General features: G+C 45.7%; 24 protein-coding genes and 1 tRNA gene. 10 read left to right on the forward strand and 15 right to left on the reverse strand.

What is annotated here, in order from left to right; genetic code table 11:
* Positions 1–270: 270 nt before the first annotated feature.
* From A3IE_RS0100960 to vapC, 6 genes are all read left to right on the forward strand, one after another.
* Positions 271–4,239 carry a ribonucleoside-diphosphate reductase subunit alpha gene (locus A3IE_RS0100960; protein ID WP_245539163.1) on the forward strand — a complete coding sequence of 1,323 codons (3,969 nt, stop codon included), beginning with the start codon at positions 271–273 and terminating at the stop codon, positions 4,237–4,239.
* 82 nt (positions 4,240–4,321) lie between these two features.
* Entirely contained in the window at positions 4,322–4,543 is a 222-nt protein-coding gene (locus A3IE_RS0100965) for a DUF2188 domain-containing protein (RefSeq protein ID WP_020393698.1), read from the forward strand.
* Between the two features lie 177 nt (positions 4,544–4,720).
* Positions 4,721–6,091, forward strand: a complete 1,371-nt coding sequence (locus A3IE_RS19550; protein WP_020393699.1) for a ribonucleotide-diphosphate reductase subunit beta — start codon at positions 4,721–4,723, stop codon at positions 6,089–6,091.
* Positions 6,092–6,143: 52 nt separating this feature from the next.
* Positions 6,144–6,686 carry a cysteine hydrolase family protein gene (locus A3IE_RS0100975; protein WP_020393700.1) on the forward strand — a complete coding sequence of 181 codons (543 nt, stop codon included), beginning with the start codon at positions 6,144–6,146 and terminating at the stop codon, positions 6,684–6,686.
* A 73-nt stretch (positions 6,687–6,759) separates the two neighbouring features.
* Entirely contained in the window at positions 6,760–6,993 is a 234-nt protein-coding gene (locus A3IE_RS0100980; RefSeq protein ID WP_020393701.1) for an antitoxin, read from the forward strand.
* A complete protein-coding gene (vapC, locus tag A3IE_RS0100985) occupies positions 6,984–7,391 on the forward strand; it encodes a type II toxin-antitoxin system tRNA(fMet)-specific endonuclease VapC (RefSeq protein ID WP_020393702.1) in 408 nt (135 codons plus the stop codon). The genes A3IE_RS0100980 and vapC overlap by 10 nt, the downstream gene beginning before the upstream one ends.
* 50 nt (positions 7,392–7,441) lie before the next feature.
* On the opposite strand, the gene A3IE_RS0100990 is transcribed toward vapC, so the two are convergent.
* The 7 genes from A3IE_RS0100990 to rsgA form a co-directional block, all read right to left on the reverse strand.
* Positions 7,442–7,888: a hypothetical protein gene (locus A3IE_RS0100990; protein WP_020393703.1), complete on the reverse strand. Its 447-nt coding sequence runs from the start codon at positions 7,886–7,888 to the stop codon at positions 7,442–7,444.
* Positions 7,889–7,945: 57 nt separating this feature from the next.
* The gene (locus A3IE_RS0100995; RefSeq protein WP_020393704.1) at positions 7,946–8,500 is read right to left on the reverse strand and encodes a hypothetical protein; all 555 of its coding nucleotides are present in this window, start codon (positions 8,498–8,500) and stop codon (positions 7,946–7,948) included.
* A 140-nt stretch (positions 8,501–8,640) separates the two neighbouring features.
* Positions 8,641–9,477, reverse strand: coding sequence for a LysR family transcriptional regulator (locus A3IE_RS0101000; protein ID WP_020393705.1), 837 nt, complete (start codon positions 9,475–9,477; stop codon positions 8,641–8,643).
* Positions 9,478–10,005 (reverse strand): HPP family protein, encoded by a 528-nt coding sequence (locus A3IE_RS0101005; protein ID WP_020393706.1) that lies wholly within the window; start codon positions 10,003–10,005, stop codon positions 9,478–9,480. It lies immediately after the preceding gene.
* Positions 10,006–10,235: 230 nt separating this feature from the next.
* Complete coding sequence (locus A3IE_RS0101010) at positions 10,236–11,510, reverse strand: NAD(P)/FAD-dependent oxidoreductase (RefSeq protein ID WP_020393707.1); 1,275 nt, start codon at positions 11,508–11,510, stop codon at positions 10,236–10,238.
* Between the two features lie 8 nt (positions 11,511–11,518).
* The gene (locus A3IE_RS0101015) at positions 11,519–12,190 is read right to left on the reverse strand and encodes an MOSC domain-containing protein (protein ID WP_020393708.1); all 672 of its coding nucleotides are present in this window, start codon (positions 12,188–12,190) and stop codon (positions 11,519–11,521) included.
* Positions 12,191–13,231, reverse strand: a complete 1,041-nt coding sequence (rsgA, locus tag A3IE_RS0101020) for a ribosome small subunit-dependent GTPase A (protein ID WP_020393709.1) — start codon at positions 13,229–13,231, stop codon at positions 12,191–12,193.
* Between the two features lie 555 nt (positions 13,232–13,786).
* On the opposite strand from rsgA, the gene A3IE_RS0101025 reads away from it, so the two are divergent.
* Both A3IE_RS0101025 and A3IE_RS0101030 read left to right on the forward strand, forming a co-directional pair.
* Positions 13,787–15,154 (forward strand): cytochrome P450, encoded by a 1,368-nt coding sequence (locus A3IE_RS0101025; RefSeq protein ID WP_020393710.1) that lies wholly within the window; start codon positions 13,787–13,789, stop codon positions 15,152–15,154.
* A complete protein-coding gene (locus A3IE_RS0101030; protein WP_020393711.1) occupies positions 15,155–15,412 on the forward strand; it encodes a hypothetical protein in 258 nt (85 codons plus the stop codon). It abuts the gene before it with no gap.
* A gap of 10 nt (positions 15,413–15,422) precedes the next feature.
* Here A3IE_RS0101030 and A3IE_RS0101035 read toward each other — a convergent pair.
* The 6 genes from A3IE_RS0101035 to A3IE_RS19560 form a co-directional block, all read right to left on the reverse strand.
* Positions 15,423–15,519 (reverse strand) — tRNA-Sec (locus A3IE_RS0101035).
* Positions 15,520–15,539: 20 nt separating this feature from the next.
* A complete protein-coding gene (selB, locus tag A3IE_RS19555) occupies positions 15,540–17,459 on the reverse strand; it encodes a selenocysteine-specific translation elongation factor (protein ID WP_020393712.1) in 1,920 nt (639 codons plus the stop codon).
* On the reverse strand, positions 17,456–18,874 hold the full coding sequence (gene selA / locus A3IE_RS0101045) for an L-seryl-tRNA(Sec) selenium transferase (protein ID WP_020393713.1): 1,419 nt from the start codon (positions 18,872–18,874) through the stop codon (positions 17,456–17,458). Before selA ends, selB begins: the two co-directional genes overlap by 4 nt.
* Before the next feature lie 105 nt (positions 18,875–18,979).
* Positions 18,980–19,699: a pirin family protein gene (locus A3IE_RS0101050; RefSeq protein WP_020393714.1), complete on the reverse strand. Its 720-nt coding sequence runs from the start codon at positions 19,697–19,699 to the stop codon at positions 18,980–18,982.
* A gap of 164 nt (positions 19,700–19,863) precedes the next feature.
* Positions 19,864–21,891 carry a DUF4132 domain-containing protein gene (locus A3IE_RS0101055; RefSeq protein ID WP_020393715.1) on the reverse strand — a complete coding sequence of 676 codons (2,028 nt, stop codon included), beginning with the start codon at positions 21,889–21,891 and terminating at the stop codon, positions 19,864–19,866.
* A 2-nt stretch (positions 21,892–21,893) separates the two neighbouring features.
* Positions 21,894–22,223 (reverse strand): hypothetical protein, encoded by a 330-nt coding sequence (locus tag A3IE_RS19560; protein WP_020393716.1) that lies wholly within the window; start codon positions 22,221–22,223, stop codon positions 21,894–21,896.
* 282 nt (positions 22,224–22,505) lie between these two features.
* Between A3IE_RS19560 and recQ the strand changes: the two genes are divergently transcribed.
* Complete coding sequence (gene recQ, locus A3IE_RS0101065) at positions 22,506–24,311, forward strand: DNA helicase RecQ (RefSeq protein WP_020393717.1); 1,806 nt, start codon at positions 22,506–22,508, stop codon at positions 24,309–24,311.
* A 174-nt stretch (positions 24,312–24,485) separates the two neighbouring features.
* Here the strand turns inward: recQ and gloB are convergent, their stop codons facing one another.
* Positions 24,486–25,265, reverse strand: a complete 780-nt coding sequence (gene gloB / locus A3IE_RS0101070) for a hydroxyacylglutathione hydrolase (protein ID WP_026154714.1) — start codon at positions 25,263–25,265, stop codon at positions 24,486–24,488.
* 156 nt (positions 25,266–25,421) lie between these two features.
* On the opposite strand from gloB, the gene gmk reads away from it, so the two are divergent.
* Positions 25,422–26,054 (forward strand): guanylate kinase, encoded by a 633-nt coding sequence (gene gmk, locus A3IE_RS0101075; RefSeq protein WP_020393719.1) that lies wholly within the window; start codon positions 25,422–25,424, stop codon positions 26,052–26,054.
* Here the strand turns inward: gmk and A3IE_RS0101080 are convergent.
* Positions 26,049–26,429 (reverse strand): hypothetical protein, encoded by a 381-nt coding sequence (locus A3IE_RS0101080; protein WP_020393720.1) that lies wholly within the window; start codon positions 26,427–26,429, stop codon positions 26,049–26,051. The two genes, gmk and A3IE_RS0101080, sit on opposite strands and share 6 nt — an antisense overlap.
* Positions 26,430–26,475: the final 46 nt, after the last annotated feature.

The following is a 26,475-nucleotide window of genomic DNA, read 5'->3' on the forward strand; positions in this document are numbered from 1 at the left end:
GGTGAGAAAATTTTTTATCTATCTTGAGGCCAGCGATAAAGCGCGGTACAGCGTGTTGTTCACAACTTATCCACAGGCTATACACAGCTTAATGACAATATATTGTGCTTGTAGCAGTCTTCAAACACATTCCATTGTGATTTAAACTATAGGGATAGCTATTCTAGTAAAGAATTTTATTCTCCCATTTATTAATCTTGTTGCGCTTCTATCGTAGGGGCAGAGGTTTCCATGCAAACGACAAACGCCAAATTGCCGGTGAAGGACGCTATGTCCGTATTATCTACGCCATCGCTTGTGAATTCATCAAAATGTAAGGTAATTCGACGTAATGGCGAGGTGACGGAGTTTAATGCCAGCAAGATTCAAATTGCGCTCACCAAAGCGTTTTTAGAGGTAGAAGGCAGCACAGCCTCCGGTTCTGCGCGGATTCACGACACGGTTAAAAAGCTGACGGAGCAAGTGGCGGAAGCACTGTTACGCCGTATGCCCGATGGTGGCATGATCCATATTGAGGATATTCAAGACCAAGTTGAATTAGCGTTAATGCGTGCAGGCGAACATAAAGTAGCCCGTAGTTATGTGTTATACCGTGAAGAGCGCGCCAAGTTACGCGCCAAAAAAGATAAAAAAGGCAAATCCAAGGTCGATTTGGCGATCAAGGTAAAAACCGAAAATGGTGAGCTTCATCCGCTGGATGAAGAGCGTTTGCATAAAATTATTGCGGAAGCAGTCGAAGGCTTAGAGGGTGTTAATGCGGCGCAAGTGACTCAAGGCGCATTACGCAATTTATATGATGGTATTTCTGAGAAAGAAGTGGCGACAGCGCTGATTATTAGCACGCGCGTTTTGATTGATCACCACCCTAATTATTCACAAGTGGCTGCGCGTATGCTGCTGGACAGCCTACGCCGCGAATCTTTAAGTTTTCTGGAGGGGCAAATCACAGAGGCCACACAACATGAGATGCAAGCCCTCTATCCAGAAGCCTTACACAAAGCGATTAAGCGCGGTATCGAGGTCAATCTACTCGCTGACGAACTGAGCCGTTTCGATCTAAAAATGTTGGGAGCTGCTATCAAGCCCGAACGCGACTTACAATTCAGTTACTTAGGTTTACAAACCCTCTACGACCGCTATTTCTTGCATCATCAAGGCACGCGCTTTGAATTACCACAAGTGTTCTTTATGCGAGTTGCAATGGGCTTAGCGATTAATGAAGTGGACCGTGAAACCCGCGCGATTGAATTTTATAATCTGCTATCTAGCTTCGATTTTATGAGTAGCACCCCTACTCTGTTTAACTCTGGCACCTTACGCCCACAATTATCTTCCTGCTATCTCACCACTGTACCGGATGACCTTGATGGTATTTATGGCGCAATTAAAGACAATGCCTTGCTGTCTAAATTTGCGGGTGGCTTAGGCAATGACTGGAGTCGTGTACGTGGTATGGGTTCACATATCAAAGGTACCAATGGTAAATCGCAGGGTGTGGTTCCATTTTTGAAAGTGGCGAATGACACGGCGGTAGCGGTGAATCAGTGCTTTGCTCCCGATACCTTATTGCACACTGCGGATGGTACAAAAGCGATTCGAGAGATCGTGGTCGGTGATTTAGTGCTGGGCATTAGCGGCACTTACCGCGAAGTCAAAAAGGTGATGACCTATAACCAACAAGATCCTATGGTGGCTTTGGATGTGAAACATTCGATTGAGCCTGTCAAGGTAACGGCTGGCCACCCGTTCTGGGCGATAAAAGGCGTGCCGCTGGAGCAAGCTAATTCACGTACTCGCAAATGGTTAGAGAGTGGCAAGGTCGAGGCTGCTTGGGTAGATGCGGGTCAATTACAAGCAGGCGATTATGTGGCTCAAGTCATTCCAACTGAAACGGTTATGGTGAAGGGCTTCACAGACGAGGATGCTCGGCTTTACGGTATTCTGCTCGGCGATGGTCACATGAGCAAAGATGGCATGGAATGGGGTGTTTCTGGTAACCCGCAACAGGATAGCCATTTGCAATTCGTGTGTGATTATTTAAGCGCACGCGGCATTCATTGCTGGGAAACCGGACGTGGCGAAACCTACCTACAAATTCATTGGGCGAGTGGTCAAGGTGTAGTGCGTGATGGCACTACAGGGCGGATTGTCGGCGCGGGTGCTGCAACGCTGCCGTTCACTTATAACGACCTTTACAATGCTAAGGGTGAAAAGCGTATTGCCCGTAAATTTGCGCATTTGCCACGTCCACAAACCCTAGCACTGCTTCAAGGTTTGCTGGAAACCGATGGTGGCGTAAGTCGTGGTAAAGAAATTTACTTCACTAATACCTCACGTGCGCTGGCGGAAGGCTTACGTTATCAATGTTTACGCTTAGGTGTACCAACGGCGGGGCAATATCGCGAACGTGATAATGCTCATGCAGGTACACGCTCGGATGGCTCAAAAATTGAATTTACAGGCACCACCAAAGTCTATGACATTCGCATTCCTGCTGTGGCTGGGATTGCTGAGCTGGTCAATTGCAAAGCCTTAACTAAGCAGAATTGGATTACACACAATGGCTATGTATTTAGTCGGATACGCAGTGTTGAAACCATTCCTACTGTGCCTTTCGTACTCGATTTAATTGTGGAAGGCGATGAGTCTTACATGACGACGGCTGCATTAGCTCACAATGGTGGCAAAAGAAAAGGCGCCGTCTGCGCCTATCTCGAAACTTGGCATATCGATATTGAAGATTTCTTAGAGCTACGCAAAAACACGGGTGATGAGCGTCGCCGTACGCACGATATGAACACCGCCAACTGGATTCCTGATTTGTTCATGAAGCGGGTCGCGGAAGATAAAGAATGGACTTTATTTTCGCCGGATGATGCACCTGATCTGCATGATTTGACTGGCAAAGCATTTGAGAAGCGCTATGTCGAATATGAAGCTAAAGCAGCGCGTGGCGATCTTAAGTTATTCCGCAAACTGCCAGCCACCCAGCTTTGGCGCAAGATGCTTGGGATGCTGTTTGAAACCGGTCATCCTTGGATTACGTTTAAAGACCCTTGCAATATTCGCTATACCAATCAGCATGTGGGTGTGGTGCATAGCTCGAATCTCTGTACTGAAATCACCCTGCACACCACCGACAGCGAAATTGCAGTCTGCAATCTTGGCTCTATTAATCTGGTGGCGCATACCAACAAAGATGGCTTGAATCTGGAAAAGCTTGAGCGCACTGTAAATACCGCCATGCGTATGTTGGACAATGTGATTGATTACAATTACTACAGCGTACCACAAGCGCGTAAATCGAATTTGCGCCATCGTCCAGTGGGCTTAGGCATTATGGGCTTCCAAGATGCTTTATATATCATGGACTTGCCTTATGCTTCCGAAGCTGCCTTAAGTTTTGCGGATCAAAGCATGGAAGCCGTATCTTATTTTGCGATTCGTGCGTCCAGTAATTTAGCGGCAGAACGCGGTAAATATCCAAGTTATGAAGGCTCGTTATGGAGTAAGGGTATTCTGCCGATTGATTCTTTGGAATTATTAGAGCAAGAGCGTGGTGAATACTGCTTTGTAGACAAAACCCAGACTTTGGATTGGGACAGCCTACGCCAACAAGTTAAACGTCAAGGTATGCGCAACTCCAACACGATGGCGATTGCTCCGACGGCGACTATTTCTAATATTTGTGGAGTCTCCCAATCGATTGAGCCGACTTATCAAAACTTGTTCGTGAAATCGAATCTGTCCGGCGAATTCACGGTGATCAATCCTTATTTAGTTGAGGATTTGAAGGCATTGGATATGTGGGATGAGGTAATGATTAACGATCTGAAATATTTCGACGGTTCTGTGCAGCAGTTGGAGCGTGTGCCAGAAGAAATTAAGGCGAAATATGCGACCGCGTTTGAAATGGATGCGCGTTGGTTGGTGGAGGCCGCCAGTCGCCGTCAAAAGTGGATCGACCAAGGTCAATCGCTGAATTTGTATATGGCTGAGCCGAATGGCGCGAAGCTGGATAATTTATATAAATTAGCGTGGGTGCGGGGTCTGAAAACCACCTATTACTTACGTTCGATTGGTGCAACAGGCGCGGAAAAGCTGAATGAAACCTCAACCACCACACCCGTGGTGGAGAAAAAACCCGTATTGAAAGTTGCAACGTCGATGTTGGAGGTGGGATCGGCAGCACCGAAAGCGTGCTCGTTGTTGGATCCTGATTGCGAAGCGTGTCAGTAGTGAACTAATTTTTGGGAATCCAATATTTCTTTATGGTCTCAATATTGGATTCTTTTTTAAGTTGAGACCTAGGATTAAATCAATGGTAGATACCCATAGAGTATTGTCACATGAAGATGGCTGGTGTGTTAAAAGAGATGGTGCTAGTCGAGCATCAGGTGTTTATGAAACTCAGAAAGAAGCTATTGCTGCTGGCAGAGTAATTAGCCGTAATCAAGAAACAGAGTTAGCTATTCATAAACGTAACAGTGTTATAGATAGGCGCGACAGTCATGGTAATGACCCCTATCCACCTAAAGGCTAAGGCTTTAAGAAAGTCTTAAAGCCCCAGTGATTGCTGGTATGGAGTTGCCGCTCTGTACCAGCTCTTGATCGAAAAGCTATGTTTCTCACAAGTCAAAGTTTTGCACGATGCAGAACTTAAATCCAATTCAAAAAATCTGCTTGAAGTTTTAAAGCTATTTGATGAGTGAGAGTAAAAATGAAGACATTAAACTGGGATAATCCTTTAGCTGCGCCGACTTCAGGTGTACAATCGCGCTCCGTGGAAGCCGGACAGGATAACGCATTAGCACCGACTGATGCCTTAACCCGTCCGATAAAATTGACGGATCAGACACAACAACTTATACAGACCGAGATTAACTCGGATTTTCCCGCCGCTGGGATAAATCTTGTTAAACCTGCGACTTATGAGGACAGTGCTAATGACGCAGAATCCGGCCCGCAACGACGTTCGTCAACTACGCAAGAAGCAACAGCTACTGCGCAGACGCCGCCAGCAACGTTAAGTGTGGGTGTATCGGCTCGTCGGCGTGAGCGGGGGACAGCAGAACCGTTTACGCCGATGAAGCCGATTAATTCGGAAGATAAGCGCGTCGTGAATGGCATGGGCGATATCAATCAGCTCGCGCCATTCAAGTACCCTTGGGCGTGGGAATTCTTCATCAATGCCAACAAAAATCACTGGACACCCCTCGACATTAATATGGCGCAGGATGTCCACGATTATCATCATAATCTTAAGTCTGAAGAACGCCATGTTTATGAAAACGTGTTGGCGTACTTAACAACATCCGACATTCTGGCAATGCGTAATATCGGTTTGGCGGTGATGGAAAAGATGACCGCACCCGAATTGCAGATTTATCAAGCGCGTCAGGTGTATGAAGAGTCGTTGCATACCTGGACGTATCAGCATTGCATCGAGACGATTGGTTTGGATCAAAGCGAGATCTATAACCGTTATCGTGTTGTGCCGGAAATCAATCAGAAAATTCAAGTCGCGAATCGCCGTTTGAATGCGGTGATGCGCTCCGATATTAACCTGCGTAATTCCGATGATTTGCAGGAATTTGTCCTGTCCTACGCTTTCTTCTCGGGGATTTTCGAAGGTTGCTGGTTCTATAACGGCTTTTCGCCAATCTTTGCTTTGCAACGGCGCGGTTTAATGAAAGGGACAGCGGAGCAATTGCAATACATCATGCGCGACGAGGTGATGCACTGTTCATTCGGTATTCGCGTCGTGCGTCAAATCATGCAGGAAGAAAACGTCACTCTCGACCCACGCGATATCCGTGATATGTGGGACGAAGCCGAAGCGGCGGAAATGGCCTATGCCAATTTCTTATTACCAAACCCTATCCTCGGCTATAGCGCTCAAGACCATCATGAACAATTCCGCTTCACCGCGAATCGACGTGCGCGTCAATTAGGCTTTGAAGAACCGTTCGCAGGTGCGAAAAATGCCCTACCGTGGTTGGACGAGCAATCGAATATGCGTAAAGAAAAGAATTTCTTTGAAACGCGGGTGACGGAGTATCAGACGGGTGGGGCGTTGAAGTGGGAGTAATTACATTTCTCGAAATTATTTTGCTTATTTTTATAAAATATAAAGGTTCGCCGTGAAAAAAGCATTACTAGTTATAGACGTTCAGCAGGCTTTATTTGTTGCAGTGCAACCACCTTATGAAGCCCAATCAGTGATCAGAAATATCAATCAAGTCATTGCATGGGCAAGAGTAAATAAAATTCCTATCATTTATATTCAGCATGATCGCCCAGATACACCCCTGGCTTATCAAAGTGCGGGTTGGACTTTAGCGAACGGCTTAGAACATCAATCTACTGATTTTTATATTAGAAAAAACTCACCTGATTCCTTCTTGCGTACTGATTTAAAAGCCTTATTAGATCAACATGCTATCGAGCATTTAATTATTTGTGGTTATGCAACTGAATTCTGTGTGGATACTACAGTACGTAAAGCGGCTTCATTAGGCTACCACATTGAACTAGTGGCAGATGCCCACACCACTCATGATAAACCACATGCCAGCGCCCAAGTTATTCGAAAACATCACAATGCAATTTTGCCACAGTTGACTAGCTTTGATGTGCCTATTAAAGCTCTACCAGCGAGTGAGTTAGTCGCAAGTAGTGTTTAAAGCCATAAATTGACTATTGAGTTTAGGGGTATATACTCTATGTAAATACTTTTATATGGAGTATATACCTATTATGCAAACCACCCGAGTATTTATGAGCGGCAACTCCCAAGCCGTGCGTATTCCTAAAGAGTTCCAGTTTGATGTGGACGAAATCGAAATCTTCAAACGAGGAGATGAGATCGTGCTGCGTAAACGTGCTAAAAATCTAGCTGAGGCTTTTGCTTCGATTCCTAAAATGCCAGAGGACTTTATGGCAGACGGAAGAGAGCAGGACTTGCCACAGGAGTACGAAGATTGGACATAAAATATTTGTTAGATACCAATATTTGTATTTATCTATTTAAACAGCAACCACCAGAAGTGCTAGCACGATTTCAACAACTGCAAATAGGCGAAGTTGCTATTTCTGCTATTACCTATGGTGAGTTATATTATGGTGCATTAAAGCACCCACATGCAGAGCGTTATATCGATATTTTGGCTAAAAATGTTGAGCCGTTTGCTATTTTATATCCAGAGAAATCAGCTTATGAGCATTATGCCGATATTCGTTTGCATTTAACTCGCTTAGGTAAGCCAATTGGTGTAAATGATTTATGGATTGCAGGTCATGCTAGAAGTATAAACCTGACGCTAGTGACTAATAATGTACGTGAGTTTGAACGTGTGCCTAATTTGAAACTGGAAAATTGGGTAAATTAAATGGACTTACCAACCCTCCAATCCCAAATCGCCCTCGGCGAAGAAGGCATTTATTGAGCCGCCTTCAATTTAACTCCTTCCAAGTTATTTACTAAACCTTTTTCTTGGCAGTAAATAGTGGCTTTGACAGCATCGCCCTTTGTTACCGTCACACCAGCCTCAATGGCATGTTCTTCCGTGATGCGATCTACGCCCCAAAAGACGTTATACACATAACCATTATTTGGTACATCTACACTGTATGACATCCAGCGTCCAACGCCTGACCATTGATAGGTACTGGCTTGGGCGCGTGGTATCGAGATAGCTAACTCAGGTTTTTTGCCTTTCTTGCCAAACGAATAATTGATGGTTTTGCCTGCATCGCAAAGTTCAATTTGCTTATTGGCGGTTTTCGTATTGCAGAAGAATAGCGTTTTGCCACCAACACAGGCCGCTAAAGCCTGTTGTGATAGGAAACTACTCACCACAAGGGCTGCTATACATAAAGCTTTCATGATTCTTCCTCTTAAAAAAAGCAAAACAGGCGACGACTTGAAGGTTCTTGTAAACGTTTAGGATACACCTGAGCACTGCTTAATCGTAGTTTTCTTAACTTTTAAGGTTTTAAGGTCTAATAACTCTTGATAGTCAATGGCGGTATCTAAACCAGCTTTCTTAAATTGTTTTAAATTGGGGCAGTTTTGAGGGGTAACTTTGTCTTTTGAGCGTGTCCAGTAAACTAAATTATTGCCCTTAATAGTGGCACTTGCTTCGTAAGGGAAGTTTTTTATCTTTTTACGCTGCGCTAAGTTCCAAATAATAATACTCCGTCCTTGCTCGGATGTGCCACTATCTAAAATAAGCAAGTCACCTTTTTGACCCAAATAATATTCAGCCTCGTTATTAGGAATAGTCCATGTGCTATTTTTTTTAAGCGGGCAGGTAACTTTTTCACTAGCCTTGGCCTTTTTATAAATAGTGAAGTTTGTGCCCACATTGTCGTCAGGCACTGCTGTTCCCATGACCACGTAGTGTCCTTCGTTATAGCATTTAGGCGGTTCAGTGGCTTGGGTGAAATTGGCATAGCCAAGGCCGATGGTGGCCAACAGAATAACAAGTTTGCGCATAAAAAATCCTTTGTGGGGCTTGATAAAAGATAATAATAGATTAATAGAATAGAGCTTAGTAACACGCTAGTATTTAGTATAATGATTAATTCTTAATCTCACTATTAGTGAAAAGTCGTAAGCTTTGCTACTAAAGTAAACTATTTTAATAATTGCCTTAATAATTTTAACGCGCGTTGGCATTCAGCTTGTGTTTGGGTAGGGTAAACCATATAGGCGGGTAAGCGCAGGGTTGGACTATTGGCAATAATGGCGAGTTTGCCTTCGGCCACTAATTGATCGGCCATGCGTTTTGGTAAGAAACAAGAACCACCATTTTGAATCACCAATTGCACCGCGAGCCAGCCGATATTAGCCACTAAAGCAGGCCGTTCTAATTCAGGGAAGCGATTGCTGTGTTCCGCATAAAAGCCGGGCCCCCAGTCCACATAAACATAATTTTCATCCGGCCACGCCTGATCAGCTGCATTACCAACCAGTACTAGAGTCTCGTCAAAGAGATGTTCTACTGTTAAGCCATAACCATGTTGCGGTGTATACATCAGCGCAATATCCATGGTTCCGGCCATTAAACGGCGCATGAGGTCTTCTTCGAAACCAATTTCACTACGAATCGATACTTCGGGCATGTGTCTGCGAATCTCACCGACCCATTGCGACAGTAGCCCTGCATCCCATAAGGCAATTCGTGCGCCGATCGTTAGGCTCGCTTGATAACGCTGCGGCAAACCCACATCATGGCGGGCTTGTTCGAAGGTCAGTTGCAGTGTTTTAGCGTGACGTAAAAAGCGTTTGCCTGCTGGTGTGAGGCTTGCGCCGGAGCGATTACGTGTGAATAACGAGGTGCGCAGATAAGCTTCAAGATTTTGAATCCGAGCACTCACTGTGGATTGCGTAATATGTAGGCGTGTTGCGGCTTCCATGAAGCTGCCATGCGCTGCGACAGCGAGAAAAGTACGAACTTGCTCAAGATCCATTCACGATGCTTTATTGAAAGGGTAACGCCGCCATTTAAACGGATAATTGAAGACAATCGCAATGGCTAAAATCGTCAAAACATTGAGTAAGACGGGCGTAAGCAAATATTGATAGCCCAATTGGTGCACAGCATCGCCGCCAATAATGGCACTTAAAGCGGTAGCACCTCCTGGAGGATGCAGGCAATTCAAATAGTACATGCCCGCAATCGCCAAAGACACCGCTAAGGCTGAGCCAAAGAAGATATCAGAAGTCATTAATCCGCAAGTGACACCGATAAATGCTGATAACATGTGCCCACCTAATAACGGCCAAGGCTGCGATAAAGCGCCATGCGGCATGGCAAAGAGTAGCACTGCTGAAGCACCCATCGAGGCAACCAGCATGACTCCATGATTGAGTCCAATGCTGAGATTACTGACCCACAATAAACCTAATAAACTAACCAATCCTCCCACAGAAGAAAGAATCTTCTCCACATGGTGTTGATATTCTTTTTTTAACCAAGGAAATTGCTCTTGCATCATATCTTAAGCCGCGTTGCGTTGTGTTGCGGCTCATTCTAGGAAGCGCACCTTGCGCTGAATAATGATATTTGTGCGGGTTTAACATCGGATTTTTCGATGTTAAATGCTTTAAAACAGCGAATGCCAAGGTCTGATGCGGATTAGCAAGTGTGGGCAGCGAAGGTCTTGCGGGATTAGCTACTCCATCAGAGCTAGACCTTACTACCCACTAGAGATAGGGATATTCGGCTTTAGCGAGCGCTCACGAGGTGCATCAAACTAGCGCCCATTTCATAATAAACCTGTTTAGCGCTGCGTAACGATTCATGATAGTGCGCGATAGGCTGCAAGGGCAAACTAGCTGGGTCGGTTTTGCCTATTAAGAATTCACCTAAGGTTTTACCAAACATCGTTCCAGGGCCAATCCCACGGCCTGAATAACCAAATACTGCATAAGCGTTTTCACCCAGTTGCAGAATTTTCGGCACATGATCTGAAGTCATGGCAATACGCCCACACCAAGCGAATTCTAAAGTCTGATCCGCTAGTTCTGGATATAACTCAGCCAATTTACGTTGTGCCCAGCGTTCATGAATGGTTTTGCCGGCATGTTCCAGCGAGCCAATCGCACCAATTAATAAGCGCCCTGATTGATCAAGTCGGAACGAGGACATCACAGTCGCAGTATCCCAGCAACCTTCACGATTGGGCAAAATACTTTGCAAGGCTTTAGAGCTCAGCGGTTTAGTTGCCAATTGGAAATAATAAACGGGAATGGATTCAGGCGAAGGTAGCGCGTTAATCGTTTGGTGATAAGCATTAGTCGCAAGCAATAAAGCTTTGCTAAGTACTTGGCCTTGCGCAGTTTGTACGCGCCAGTCATTACCAACCCGCGTCACCTGTTGCACAGGTGATTGCTCATATAATTGTGCACCCAATTGTTGCGCCGCACGCGCTAAGCCTTGGCAATAGGCCAACGGTTGAATCGTACCTGCACGTGCGTCGTGTAGCGCACCCTGAAACGCGCGTGAGCCAGTCCGCTGTGCTGTTTGCTCTGCATCTAGTAAGCTCACAGGTGCACCTAAGGCTTTTAGTTGACGGTAGCGATCTTGCAAATCTGCTAAACCACTAGCGGTATGTGCGCAATGCAAAGTGCCATTACGCACCGCCTCGCAGTCAATTTCATATTGACGAATGAGCTGGAATACCAATTCTGGCGCAGCTCCCAGCATAGTGGTCAAATGCGTCGCCGCTGGCTCTCCCAATTGTTTGGCAATGGTTTCTGGCGGCAACCATAGACCGGCATTTACCAAGCCTACATTGCGCCCAGAACCCCCATAACCGATCTGATTGGCTTCTAATAAGCAGACGCTTGCGCCTTGTTGCGCAGCATGTAACGCCGCCGAACAACCCGTAAAGCCACCACCAATAATAGTTAAATCGGCTTGGTGCGAACCTTGTAAAGCTTGGGTTTGTAATTGATTGGGAGCCGTTTGTTGCCAGAGATTAGATAGCGGTTTAGACATGATATTTTTCAAATAGGTAAATTCAATTGGCTTAAAAACTGGAGGCGTTGTTGCACTTTATTTTGCCATAGCGGACTTAAACCTTGGCACTGCGCTAGGCGCTGCATAGCGTTCAAACTCGGTCGATGTTCTGCATAGGTTCGTAAAAATTCCGACATAGACACGGCATTGGGGCGTTCTACTAATTGGATCGGATCACCTATCTTAAGTGTGCCTGTTTCCAATACACGATAATACCAGCCAGAAATGGCTTGTTCGGCCATGGCTTTGGCTAGGCGCGGCTCACCAAATTTGCTATTAATTTTCCAACAGGGCGAGCGTGGTTCAGCAATTTGCACCAGTACGCCGCCCATGCGGAAAATATCGCCCATATGAACTGTGTCTTCACTCATGCCTGCTGCACTTAGATTTTCACCCATACTTCCCGCAATAAGTTGGGCGCTTAAGTGCGGAAAAGCTTGCTGCAATAGCGCATAACTATTTAGGGCGTATTGGTGTAGCGCTTTGTTCACACCACCGTGAAAGCGTTTATCCACTTGAATATCGCCCTCAATGCCCAGTGAGGTGACTTCGGCTTGCACTAGCGGTGTTTTCCAAATACCGGTCGCTTCACGCTGCTCACCGATTATTTGAGCTTGTTTCGCGGCGAATAAGTGTTCCACAGTCCATCGTGTTTGCATTTAGTAACCTTTCTTTTCCTTGCGATTTTCAGCTTGAATAGCCTTGATTAAACGCCCGTGTTTTTGTGCGAGCGCATGTTTCTCGGCCAAACTGGCTGAATTATGCGCTTGTTCGCGTTGCAATTTACGATAATTTTGCAAACGCCTTAAGCTTAATTCACCTGTTTGAATCGCAGCTTGTACCGCACAACCGGGTTCATGTTCGTGCTGGCAATCGGCAAAGCGGCAATGTTGCGCTAAGTCGCTGATTTCGGAAAAAGTGGTTGCCACCCCCTCCTCACAATCGCTGAGTTGCAATTCACGCATGCCGGGCGTGTCGAGTAATAGAGCACCCATGGGCATGACGTGCAATGAGCGTGAAGTAGTGGTATGGCGTCCTTTATCCTGTTCCGCGCTAATCGCGCCTGTCATTTGCGTGGATTGTCCCAATAGGCTATTAATCAACGTTGATTTTCCAACCCCTGAAGAACCTAATAAAGCGATGGTTTGTCCGGCGCTGCACCAAGGTTTCAGCTTTGCCACACTGTTGGCATCCAACCCATTAATTACTTCTACTAATAAACGCCCACCCAGCTGTTGTACTTGCTGCACATAATCGTCAGGATTAGGGCATAAATCGGCTTTGCTTAGTACGATGAGCGGCTCAACCTGTGCCTCATGCGCTAAAGCTAAATAGCGCTCAAGCCGATTCAAATTAAAATTATGATTTAACGACATCACAATAAACAGGGTATCCACATTCGCCGCAATCAATTGCAAGGCATTTTTATGACCCGCTGCTTTGCGACTAAACAGTGAAAAGCGTTCCAACTCGCGCACAAAATGGTGTTGACTATCTAATAATAACCAATCACCTACCGTAAGCGCTGGCAGGGAGTGCAGAATGGGAAGGTGAATTTCACTTTGCTCAGTTTGTAGCACATATTCCGAACGATGTTGCGCGATAATACGAGCAGGTGTGTAAGTTTCTAATTCATTTAAACTTAATTGTTGCTGGAAGGCAGGACGCCACCCAAGGTTTAGTAATACGTTTGTTTGCATGAGTAAATGCCACTCTAGATTTAAAAGTTAGTAGAGCAATTAAAACGAGGGCACTCGGGTAGAAATGAAGGCGGGAATAACAGAAGGCTGAATAAATATCAGCGAGGAATAAGCAAGTGATGAATAAGTTTTGCTTAAACTATTCCCAGCACCCAGTGATCGTTGTTCTTGCTGTATGTGCATTGAGTTGAGTTTGAACAATCATCTGCGTGCCTCCCATGTGGAATGATAAAACATTACTGTAACATAAAATTTGGACGTAGTGACAGTGTATAAATACAACCCATAGGGCAAGCGGGCTTAAAATAAATACACAAAAAACGGCCTTGCTTTAGCGAAATCATATAGGTGAACTTTCCTATACCACCCTTGAGACAGCTTCAATGCTTGCGTCTTGCCAAGCTGCACTGCTGGCAGGAAAAGTTGTTTGCCTAATCGTTAGCCGCCTTTTATTGAAATCGGATTGCTTGACTTAGGTCTTATGGCAATCCTCCTAAGCCAATGCACGCTTGTGGTATAATGGAGCTTTTTCGCCAATACCGATTATCTACTACCATGACTGCGCCGTTCATTCCCCCCTATCCCAAACGCCATAGCTCCGATTTAGGTGCTCTGGCTACCTTGTTCAGTGCGCGGCGAGACTTGTTATCGTTTTGGAGCGAGGACTCGTTCCGCTACAAATTCATGGCGCGAAAAATCCTTAATCGCCATATTTTTATTGTTAATAAACCAGAGTTTGTTAAATACGTTTTTCTCACCCAAAAAGATAATTATGAAAGTAAAAGCCCGCAAATGCGCAAAGCCCTAGAGCCTTTATTGGGCGATGGCTTATTTATTAGTGATGGGGAAGTGTGGAAAAACCGCCGTTTATTACAAAATGGCTTATTCGATCAAAATCATATTATCGCCTATAGCCAAGTCATGATTGATACCTCGCTGGAAATGGTGGAGCGCTGGGCAGCGTTACCTGAGGGGGCTTCAATAAGTGTCTTATCTGCGATGGGCGAATTAACTTCAGAAATTATTGCCCGTGCGTTATTTGGTACGCGCTTAAATGAAAGTGCCAAAGCCGTGATTGATGCTTTTGCCGATTATCAACGCGCGATTGAGCAAATCCATATGAGTAATTTCCTCGGTTTGCCCGACTGGTGGCCGATGTTACACATGGGTAAAGCCAAACCGGCCGCTAAGCGCATTCATCAAATCATTGACACTATTATTGCCAAGGCTGATCAGAGTCAGTACGAACATACGCTGTTGTCAGAATTGCTGGCTGCCAATCAAGCGAGCAAAGGTCAAGCCATTTCCTTTGAGGGCATTCGTAATGAACTCATTGTGTTATTTATGGCAGGCCATGAAACGACCGCCAATGCACTGTCATGGGTTTGGTATTGTTTATCGCAAGCCCCCGAGGTGGAGGCAAAATTACACGAGGAATTGGAGCGTGTTTTAGCGGGGCGCTTGCCGACGTATGAGGATGTGGTGAACTTGCCTTATACACGCTCGGTCTTTGAAGAAACCATGCGCTTATATCCACCCGTTCCAATTCTCTCGCGTCAAGCCAAGCATGATGATGTGATGCTGGATAAGAAAAGAACCAAGATTCCAGCCGGTTCGATGATGCTAGTAGTGCCGTGGTTATTGCATCGCCACCGTGATTATTGGGAGCAGCCAGATGCTTTTATACCCGAGCGTTTTATGGATGCTAATAAGCGCCCCGACAAGTTTTTGTACCTTCCTTTTAGCGTGGGGCCACGGGTCTGTATTGGCAAGATGTTTGGTATGGTGGAAGCGGTGTTAGCCATTGCGATTTTGGCACAACGTTTTCGTTTAAGCTTGCCACCCGCTACGGTCGTGACTCATGAGTGTCGACTAACCTTGCGCCCAAAGGGTGAGCTAAAAATGCGTTTGGAGCGACGTTAAGTGGAATGTCGCAAAGCTTGTGCAGCGTGTTGTATCGCACCTTCCATTTCTTCGCCAATGCCCAAGCATCCGCAAGGCAAACCGGCTGCTAGTGCTTGCTTGCATTTAATAGGGGACTGGCGCTGCGAATTATTTACCAGTCCATTACGACCCAAGGTATGTGCTGCCTTGCAGCCAAGTTTGGAAATGTGTGGAACAGATAGGGAGCAAGCGTTGGATTATTTGGCTTGGTTAGAATGTGAAACTTTGCCTATGTAATCACTAAAAATGGCGGAAGGGTATGGGAGTCGAACCCACCAGAAGCCGTGTGACAGCCTCTCCCAAATTTGAAGTCTGGACGCCCCACCGGAGTGCGCCACCCTTCCACGCTTCAACTATACCCTACTTAAAACAAATCTGGGTTTCGTAATAAACGTTCATCACGCTTTTTCCCTTGTGCGCCAAGACCCACTATACGGCGCGTAAAGCCTACACGATCAAAAAACTCCAAAATCTGGATCGCACGTTTGCGTCCAATCCCGAGTGCATCACGAAAACTTATCACATTTAAAATCGGTTGTGCCTGCTCGCGCACAATCTGCGCTAAACCAGTTAATGTCGCAGGCAGATAAAACAAATCGGGCACAATTTGATAAAGCTCGCCACGTCGCGCTTGTTTGCTCAACACTTGACGTACTACATGCTCCGCTAATTGCGTTTCTTGCGCTAACTCGCGCACCCAAGGTGGCTCGAACCCGCCTTGCTCTAGGAGAGGGCTTAAGCGTTCCCAAATAGCTTGTTCTGACTCAGATAAACTTAAAACATGCGTCGGTGAGTGCAGAAAATTACCTGTTTGGGCTAATAAACCTTGTACTAGCCAGTCGTCCACTAAGGCGGCAAATAAATGCTTGTCTAAATGCGGAAATGACATACGTCTCAAGCGTTCGGTGGATAAACCAGCTTCATCAGGCTGTTGTGCATGAAAGTGATTTAAGCGTTCCTGTAAGCGGTTTTGCCAGTCATGTTGTTGTTTAGCTGTGACTAGCCATGCCTGCTTGTTAGGTTCGAGTACCTTACTTTCAGGTAGGAGCGTCTGGGTGGCCGCCAATAAATCTGCTGGTACTTGATTCATGGCACGCGCCCAAGTTTGCACTGAAACGGCGTGATCACTTAAGAGGGCTAAACTTGCTAACGCTTGTGCGGGATGAGTTTGGCGCAAGGCCTGTAAAGCAGGAAAACGCTCAGGCTTTTTGCGGCCTCTTAAGGGGGCTTGGATAGCTAATACTGTGCCACCCGCCAAGGTACTTTGCCCTGCTATATCCCGTAGCACGATGCGATCTTGCCAAAAAACCGGCAAAGGCCGCTCCAAACAGCATTGTACCAAGCCTGATTCGCCCGCTTTTAATCGTGCTTGATCGAGCAAGACCAAGCGCATTGGCAAACGTTCTGCGCCATGATGCAACATGACTTGTAGGCCATCCTGTAACGCACTGTTAGTCTCTTTGGCGACTTGTAGATAGGCATCAAAACGCTCAACAGGTGCGTGTAAATCATTAGCCAACAGCCAAGCACCGCGCTCAATTTGCTCACGCTCCACACCGACTAGCACCAAGCCGCAGCGTTCACCCGCTTGCGCTTGCTGGCTTGCTTGGTTTTGGGCATGAATCGAACGAATGCGCACTGGAATACCAGCGGGGCTTAGGGTAAGTGTGTCACCCACTTGCACGCTACCGCTATGGATTAAGCCAGAAACAGTGACCCCGTGACCTTGTAAAATAAAGCAGCGATCAATCGCATACCGTAAGCCTTGTTTCTTACTAGATGTGTGAGCATAGCTTAAATGAAATAAATGTTCGCGTAATGCAGGAATGCCAGTTTGAGTGGGGGCAACGACGGGGAAAATAGGAGCGGTTAAAGCGTGTTCCTGAAGCCAAGCCTTAATTTCAGCTTTGCGTTGTTCAAGGCGATTGGCATCGACCCGATCTCCTTTAGTCAGCGCTACCGTTAAACCACGAACCTGCATAAATTGCAGAATGGTCAAGTGTTCGCGCGTTTGGGGCATAATGCCATCATCCGCCGCAATGACTAGCAAGGCATGATCAATACCACTCGCGCCCGCAGTCATGGTGTGGACAAACTTTTCATGTCCGGGCACATCGACAAAACCAAGAATGCGCCCATCAGGCGTTGGTAAATAAGCAAAACCCAGCTCAATCGTGATACCGCGCCGTTTTTCCTCAGGTAAACGGTCAGTATCAATACCGGTTAGTGCTTGGATTAAGCTGGTTTTGCCGTGATCAATATGTCCTGCTGTGCCAATAATCATGTCGTTTGCACTTGCATTAATTGGCTTTGTAAGTCAGCTTCTTGCTCAGGGCGCAAACAGCGTAAATCAAGCCACAAAGCACGTTCAGCAATCCGCCCAATGACCGGCGTCGGCAAGGCTCTTAAACGTTTTTCGATTTGATTTAAGCCAGCGCCACGTTTTGCATTCGTGCGAATCACTAAAGCAGCAGAAGGCAAGCGTTCAATGGGGAGTGAGCCAGAACCGAGCTGCGAACTACAAGGCTCAATCGTAACTTGCGCATCTAAGGGGGTCATAAAACACTGCATACTGGGCAGAATGCGTCGACACTGTGCGACAATCTCATCACTAGAACGGGTGAGTAAGCGCAGCGTTTCGAGTTGTTGCGGCAAAGCTTCTGGATTGCGATATAAGTGCAAAGTTGCCTCTAGCGCAGCAAGGGTCAATTTGCCTAAGCGTAAGGCGCGTTTGAGTGGATTCTTTTTCAGCTTTTGAATCAAATCGTTGCGCCCGACCAAAATACCTGCTTGTGGCCCACCTAATAATTTATCGCCACTAAAGCTGACCAAATCTGCACCAGCCTTGAGTGCTTCACGCGGTGTCGGTTCATGAGGCAATCCCCAGCGTTCCAAATCAATCAAAGTACCACTGCCCAAATCCTCCACGAACGTTAAACCATGTTCATGTGCCATGGCAGCCACTTCCGTATTGGGCACCGTATGCGTAAAACCTTGAATCGCATAATTACTGGCATGAACTTTCATTAAGAGAGCAGTACGCTTACTGATCGCTTCACGATAATCTTTCGCATGGGTGCGATTAGTACAGCCGACTTCCACTAATTTTGCCCCTGCACGCTTCATAATGTCTGGCACACGAAAGGCACCGCCGATTTCGACCAACTCGCCACGCGAAACAATCACTTCTTTACGGTTGGCAAGGGTATTAAGCAAGAGAAATACGGCAGCGGCATTATTATTGACCACAGTGGCCGCTTCGGCACCGGTCAATTCGCACAATAATTCGCGTACCACCTCATCACGATCGCCACGCTCACCCTCATCCAAAGCATATTCCAAGGCACAAGGCGAACGTGCCGCTCGCGCCACAGCCTCGATGACACTTTCCGCTAAGGTAGCACGTCCAAGATTGGTATGTAGCACCGTGCCGGTAAGATTGAATACCGCTCGCAATTGGGAGCTAGCACGCTTTTGCAAAATAGTGTGAGCGGATTTTAATAACTCAGCCTCACTAGGGGGGAGGGTTAGCTCAGTCAAGTGTTGACGCGCTTGCTCTAAAGCTCGGCGCAGGGCTTGAGTTGTTTCTGTATGACCATAGCTAGCTAGCCAGTTTAGGCATTCAGTTGATTGCAATAAGCGATCAACTGAAGGTAAGTGCCGCCAGAGCGCACGCGCCACTGTGGTTTCGGATGTCATTGCATTAGCTTCCGCTTAAAATATAAGTCGGTTTTAACGCAAAAAGGCGTGGCAAGCAAGCCAGTTTTGTGTGTTTATAGAAGTGTTAAACGGCGTAGGAGCACCTTAGAGTTGCGGTCTTTCTTTAGGACGCAAGTCGAACACCAAGACCTCCGCTTGCTTACCCTCACTAAAGTTCAAGCTTGTCTCATCGCGAATCCGTACACCATCACCCGTTTCTAATCGCTGACCATTGACCTTTATGGATCCGCGAGCCACATGCACATAGGCATAGCGTTGCTCAGCTAATGTCAACTGTGCTTGCTCATTACCATCGAATAAGCCTGCGTAAACCCGCGTATCTTGATACACAGATAAAGAGTTTTGTGCTCCGTCGGGGGAAATAATCAAACGTAAGCGCCCACGTTTTTCTTCATCACTAAAGTGGATTTGCTGATAACGGGGCTTGACACTTTTTTGATTGGGTACGATCCAAATTTGTAAAAAGTGGACTAATGCTGATGGTGAAGCATTAAATTCGCTGTGCGTAATGCCTGTGCCAGCGCTCATCATTTGCACATCGCCTGTTTCAATGACTGAACCATTACCCATGGAATCTTTATGTGCCAACGCACCTTCTAAGACATAGGAAAAAATCTCCATATCGCGGTGCGGATGCGTACCAAAACCTTGTCCCGCTTGGACTGTATCATCATTGATCACCAATAAATCGGAAAAGCCTACTTGTTCGGGATCGTAATAAGAACCAAATGAGAAACTATGTTTTGAGTCCAACCAACCCAAATTGGCTTTGCCACGCGCTTCACTTAGTCTAAGTTCTAACATATTTAACTCCCTCGTATCGCCATTAAGCCTAAATATAGAAGAGCGCTTTCATAAATCAAAAACGATGCAACACTCATGAGTATAGAGAGGCAAGTAAATATAATGGTGGGCAAAATTCTAAATACAAGGCTATCCTTGCAGATAGCCTTAGTTTTTTACATGGATTAACGCTGAATCTGCGACAAAATACTTGAATCTTTAATCTTATCATCCGCAGCCAACAACATTGCCTTGGATAAAATCATCGACAAACGTACATCACCTTCATAAGGTAGATAGCACTTAGTACTGCCTGTACTTTCTACAATACAGAGATAGCGGTCATCCGGCTCCATTAAAATATTGGCTGAACCTAAGTGGATTTTGTAGCGGCGTAATTGACCTTGCACACATAAAAAATTCCCCTCAAGCGCTAGTTGCTTCGCAATTTTCAAACTGGGAATTAGGCTCTTCAGTGTGGCCTGACGGGTTTTAGCTAGCAGACTCAAATCACCAAAACTATAGCGATCCCAATAATCATGCCATTGCGCAGTATTCATCCGCTCGCGCCATTCAGGCTCATTACCTACACTGGCAAGCGCCACAAAGAGATCAATGTCGCGCATAATCTCTGAAAAGATGAGTGGATGCACGCTGTCTAGTGCCAATGACTGTCCATAGGGAGCATTGATCGCGGCAAAACGAACTTCTTGTGAAGTTAAGTAAGTATAAACGCCCTCGCCTGCTAAGCTAATCGGGGTATTTTTAAAAGCAATAATGAGATTGTGCTGTGGAAGTTTGCGATACGCAGCAGTGTTGTCGCCGCTATCCCAATCGCCACCACGCTTTTGCTCCCAAGTACGATGGGTAGCAATAGCATGTAGCTGGTATTGGCTCAATACATGTCCAGCAAAGCGTAAACTATGATCGACGCTGGTACGCTCAGCCTCCGTTACACTATAAACCTCACGGTGTGCTTGTTTAAACGGCTGCGTAATTTGCTGCTGCATAATGAATTGTCGCCACTGCTCAATCACTTCTGTGCGAGCGTGAATAGGATGCCACAAGCGGACTTGGCCAGCTTCAGGCAGCGCAATACCTTGACCTTGGACATCAACAAAATGATCTTGCTGATAGATAACATCAAGTATTTGCTTATCCTGCTCAATACGCCAAATTAAACGCCGGCCTAATACCCCCATAATAGGATGATTAATATATTTTTTTAGCCATTGCTCAAGCGAATAGCTTTCAAGATTCAAATAACTTTGTTCTAAACGCTTACTGTAGGCCGAACTAATAATTTTTAATTCCTGCGCAAGCGCCTGAGTCTCTTTGGTCAGAGCCAGAGACTTAATGGCAGTAGGTACAGTTTTCTGCTCTGTGCCATCCGACTTCAGCCAGACTACCTCTGCTTCCCCCACCTGTGTGAGTGTGATTTTTGCAGTAAAGTCCCGTATCTTTACACGATGCAGCCCTATTTCCGTAAGACCATAATCCGGCAAAGAGCGTTCTTCTAATTCTTGAACGGTAACACCTTCTGCACTAGCAATCTTTTCGAGGATACGATTAATCTGCTTTGAGGCGGAGATAAATTTAGTATTGGCACGCAGTATAATAATTTGTGCCATGCCGTCGTCACCCATATTCCCTAACGTCATGACCGCTGTATTAGCAAGCTTTACACTACGCATACCGACATAGGGGATTTTCTTATACATCATGCTAGCGACCTGACGTAAGCAGCTACGCATGGCAGGCGTATTAAAATCTTGTGCTAACCAAATTAAGCTTTTAAGGACAGATATATTATTGAGTGTAAATTTTTCTGGTGTAATGCACTCATTAGTCCAAGGCGCAAACGCATCGCTTTGATCCCTATCGTCAGTGCGGTCGTGTTTTAGTAAGGGTAACCAATCTAGTAGTTTGGCTTCAACATGATGTGCGCCAATCACTGCCATCATTTTTCGAGCGCTTTTTAGCCACTTTGCTGAGGGCGCAGTACTCTTAGCAGTGCGACACAACTCAATTAATTCTGACCATGCTTGCTGCTGTGTAGCATCCAATGTTGCCATAAAAATGTGTGCATCATCCGCCCAAGCTTCACCTGGCTCAATTTGCTGCTTTAGTAAACTTAAATAGCTGCTTTCCTGATTGACCGACTCTGTGGTTAGCTTAGTGCTTTGTGGGGGTTCTTCGAGTGTTATTGTCATTTTTATCCTCCTATTAAGGGCAGTAAGCGTATAAATTGCACCTCACTATTCGCTCGTAGCGTAATAGTCTCATCAAGCGTAGTCAGCTGCCGACCATCAGCAATAATGAAATAGTGATTTTCTTGAAATGCTTGTTGGGCACGGTGTATTTCTTCTGGTAATTTAGCCATTGTTTTTGGCTTAGCTTGTTGCTTAATTTGCTCAGTAACAGTCCGTTCAATCAAGGCAGCAACCGTCAAGACCTCCACTGAACTACTAAAAAAAATGGGTTCTGTACCAGCACTTTCACCGCCAAAACTCAAGCTAGATACTTTTACATTAAAGCAATACATAAGTTTCTCTAAATTAGAAAACGGATTATTTTTATTAAATTAAATTTCTTTATATAGCATAAGCAATGAGTCGATTTTTTAATTTTTAGACAAACCGTATCAGCCGCTACTGCCTCTGTTAGGTTTTAATTTAATCATCGGTCTCTACCACTGCGAATTGCTTAATAGTTGATTTATGAAAGCGGTCTAGAGTCGTTTTTTTCAAAAACTACGCTGCCGCTCTGGGGTTGCTTAACAAAACTTTATACCCAAGCTTTAAGAGAATCCGCATAATACCACTCCATGAAACGTGCCCAACAAATCCTTAAAACCATCTATGGCTATGACGAGTTTCGTCTCAACCAGCAGTCTATTATCGAATCGGTGTTGGCGGGACGGGATGTGTTGGCTTTAATGCCTACCGGAGGCGGTAAATCACTCTGCTATCAAATTCCTGCGTTGACCCTAAAAGGTGTCGGGGTGGTGATTTCGCCCTTGATCGCCCTCATGCAAGACCAAGTCGATGCTTTAAAACAATTAGGCATTCGTGCCGCCTTCATTAACTCCAGTTTGACTATGGAGGAATGGCAAGCGACTGAAAGGCATTTGTTAGCAGGTGAGTTGGATTTAGTGTATGTCGCACCCGAACGTCTAGTAACGGCACGGATGTTGAATTTATTAACCTTGGTGCACGCGAATCATGGCTTGGCCTTATTCGCCATTGATGAGGCGCATTGCGTATCACAGTGGGGACATGATTTTCGCCCTGAGTATCAACAGCTTGCTATTTTAGCGGAGCGCTTCGAAGGGGTGCCACGCTTGGCCTTAACCGCCACGGCCGATTTGCGTACCCGCCAAGAAATCATCGATCATCTCGCGCTACAAGATCCAGTCGTTTTCATTAATAGCTTTGATCGCCCTAATATCCGCTATCAGATTCAAGAAACGGAGCAAAGTAGTGCACGTCAACAATTATGGCGTTTTATTCAAATCCATCATGCGGACGATGCAGGTATTGTGTATTGCTTGTCGCGTAAAAAAGTAGAAGAAATTGCGAACTGGTTGTCTGAACAAGGACGTATTGCCTTACCTTATCATGCAGGTTTACCGGCGGAATTACGTCGCTATCACCAAGAGCGTTTTTTACGCGAAGACGGTATTATTATTGTCGCTACGATTGCGTTTGGCATGGGGATCGATAAGCCTGATGTACGCTTTGTAGCGCACCTAAACTTGCCAAAAAGTATTGAAGCCTATTACCAAGAAACGGGGCGTGCCGGACGTGATGGTGAGGCAGCAAATGCGTGGATGGCTTATGGCTTACAAGATGCCATCACTTTACGACGCATGAGCGATGAGTCGACTGCAAGTGTGCAACATAAGCGTGTTGAACATCACAAATTAGAAGCCTTATTGGGCTTGTGTGAGATGAGTTCTTGCCGTCGCCAAGCGTTGTTGAGTTATTTTGGGGAGGAGGGTAGTGAGCCTTGTGGCAATTGTGATAATTGTTTGAATCCGCCTGAAACGTGGGAGGCTAGTGAGGCTGCCCGCAAAGCCTTATCCTGTGTCTATCGCACTGGACAGCGCTTCGGGGTGAATTATGTGATTGAAGTATTAATCGGCAAAGATGACGAGCGCATTAAAGCGAATCGACATGATAGCGTGTCCACGTTCGGAATTGGTAAAGAGTTAAGTGTTGCACAATGGCGTAGTTTGTTCCGCCAGCTAATCGCCTTGGGGTATTTAGACAGCGATATTGAATATGGTGCACTAAAACTCAGCGAAAAAGCCCGCCCTTTATTACGCGGTGAGGAGCGTTTATCGTTGCGCCGCGAACGTAAAATCTCAAAAGAAAAGCATAAAGCCGTTAAGCCAAGCTTGATGAAAATTGCCGATGAGACTTTGTGGGAATTGTTGCGCGAAGTGCGTTTACTCCTTGCGCGCGAGCAAAACGTTCCACCCTATGTCATTTTGAGTAATAAAGTCCTTGCAAATTTACTCGAAGAACGACCACAGACCTTAGCGCAAATGGCACAAATCAGCGGGATTGGGCAGCAAAAATTAGCGCGTTATGGCAAGGCATTTTTGGATGTATTACGCCGTACCTAGAGGGTGCTTCAGTCAAACTCACACCCTTCGTTTTTATAATTCCATCTCCCACCATTATCTAAACAGCGATCTATTTTGACTTGGGAGATCAGCCAGCTTAGGGTTAAGGCTAGCAAGCATAAAACGATAGCTAACATAATTTTATTCAATAGCACTAGCCTTAACGCTATGGAGTTAGTCGTATTCGGTGTCTTTCCAAATGCGCAAGGCTGCGAAAACCTCTGATTGTGTTGCCAGCTCTCGCCCAGCCACTTCTTCGGCTTTAGCAATGACTTCGGGTATATGGGTGCGCAAGAAGGGATTGGTTTTAAATTCCATTTCTAGCGTAAAAGGTACGGTTGCCTGACCTGAATCCAATAATTCCCAGCAATCTTCTTGGCGCTCGTCAATATCCTTATTATCCGGTTCTACCCATTTGGCAAAACCTAGGTTATCCAAGGTGTATTCATGGGCACAGTAAATAAGCGTTTCCGGTGGCAATTGGGCAATACGGTGGAGGGCGTGGTGTAAGTCTTCCATCGTGCCATCAAAAACACGGCCGCAGCCTGCACCGAAAATGGTATCACCACAGAACAAACTCGCCTCACCGTGATAAGCAATATGCCCCGCAGTATGTCCGAAAACATCCATCACTTGGAAGGTAGCGTCCAGTTTATCAAAATGCACTAAATCGCCTTCTGTTAGGGCGTGATCGCGGTGTGGAATCTCTTCTGTAGCGGGTCCATAAATTTCAATGTGGGGGTATTTTTCGCGAATAGCGTTAATACCACCTATATGATCATTATGTTTGTGGGTAATGAGGATCGCGAGCGGCTCTATCTGACGCTGCTCTAATTCGGCTAAGACGGGAGCCGCTGAACCCGGATCCACCAAAACGCCATATCGGCGCGCTTCATTCGTAATTAACCAGATATAATTATCGGTAAAGGCAGGAATTCGGATAACTTGAATCATGCTTTGCACCTCCCGCTTACTGAATTTGTGCATCCTGTCATGTTCACTCGCTTACGCTTCCTTTTATAATTACATCTTTAACACATTCACAACTTTACTGCTATGTGCGCTTGTCTGTTAGGTCAAGCTGGCTCAGGCTTTAGCTTAGGATTGCTTATGAAACCAGGTCAACTTTATATCGTTTCTGCGCCATCAGGCGCTGGAAAAACCAGTCTAATGAATGCCTTATGCGCGCGTCTAAACTATGTCAAAGTGTCGGTTTCTCACACGACTCGCAAGCCCCGCCCCGGGGAGGAAAATGGCGTCCATTACCACTTTGTTGATGTGGAAACTTTTCAGCGTGAAATCGAGCAGGGCTTATTTTTGGAATATGCCAAGGTATTTGATAATTATTACGGTACTTCGCGTGTTGCGGTGCAGACGTTATTGGATGCGGGGGTGGATGTGATTTTAGAAATTGACTGGCAGGGCGCACGTTTGGTCAAGTCAGCGACTGAAGAGGTAGTCAGTATTTTTATACTACCGCCCAGTCGCGAAGCTTTGGAGCAGCGATTGCGGGCGCGTAATCAAGATGATGAAGCGGTAATTCAACGCCGTATGCGTGATGCACGCCAAGAAATGTCGCATTATGATGAATATGATTATCTAGTCATCAATGATGATTTTGGTGATACCTTGGAAAACTTGCTCGCTATTTTTAATAGCCATCGTTTGCAATTAGCGCGGCAAGTTCAACACCACCAAGCAGTGTTGAACAATTTGCTGCAAGAGCCTCCATCACGTTTATAAAACTTTGACGCGATAATTAAAGCTGATGCTATTGTCTTCCCCTGCGGGTAATTCATTTAACACTAAACGTAAATTTTGGCCTTCGATGCGCCATAAAGCGTTTTCGGGCATCTGTTCTAGAACGGTATGCTCTGGAATTTTGGTATTAATGCGCAAATGTTGAATCGTGCTAGTACCGTGATTGGTGATAGTGACACGGTATTGAATACAGTCTTTAGGGGCGGCTGTTTTCGCCTTTTTCACTGTACCCTGACAGGCTTCATCGATGTGTTCGGTGAGGATTAAATCCACGTTGGGTTTTTCTACTGCCTGAACTGTAATGCTATAACTAAGCGTCAGTAGGGTTGAGACTATCAGAAGAGTGCTGCGAATCATATTAATCTCCATAAGCAAGCTTTATGATTTAAGCTTGCCAATTGAT

The sequence above is a fragment of the Thiolinea disciformis DSM 14473 genome (assembly GCF_000371925.1).
In the GTDB taxonomy this organism is placed as follows: domain Bacteria; phylum Pseudomonadota; class Gammaproteobacteria; order Thiotrichales; family Thiotrichaceae; genus Thiolinea; species Thiolinea disciformis.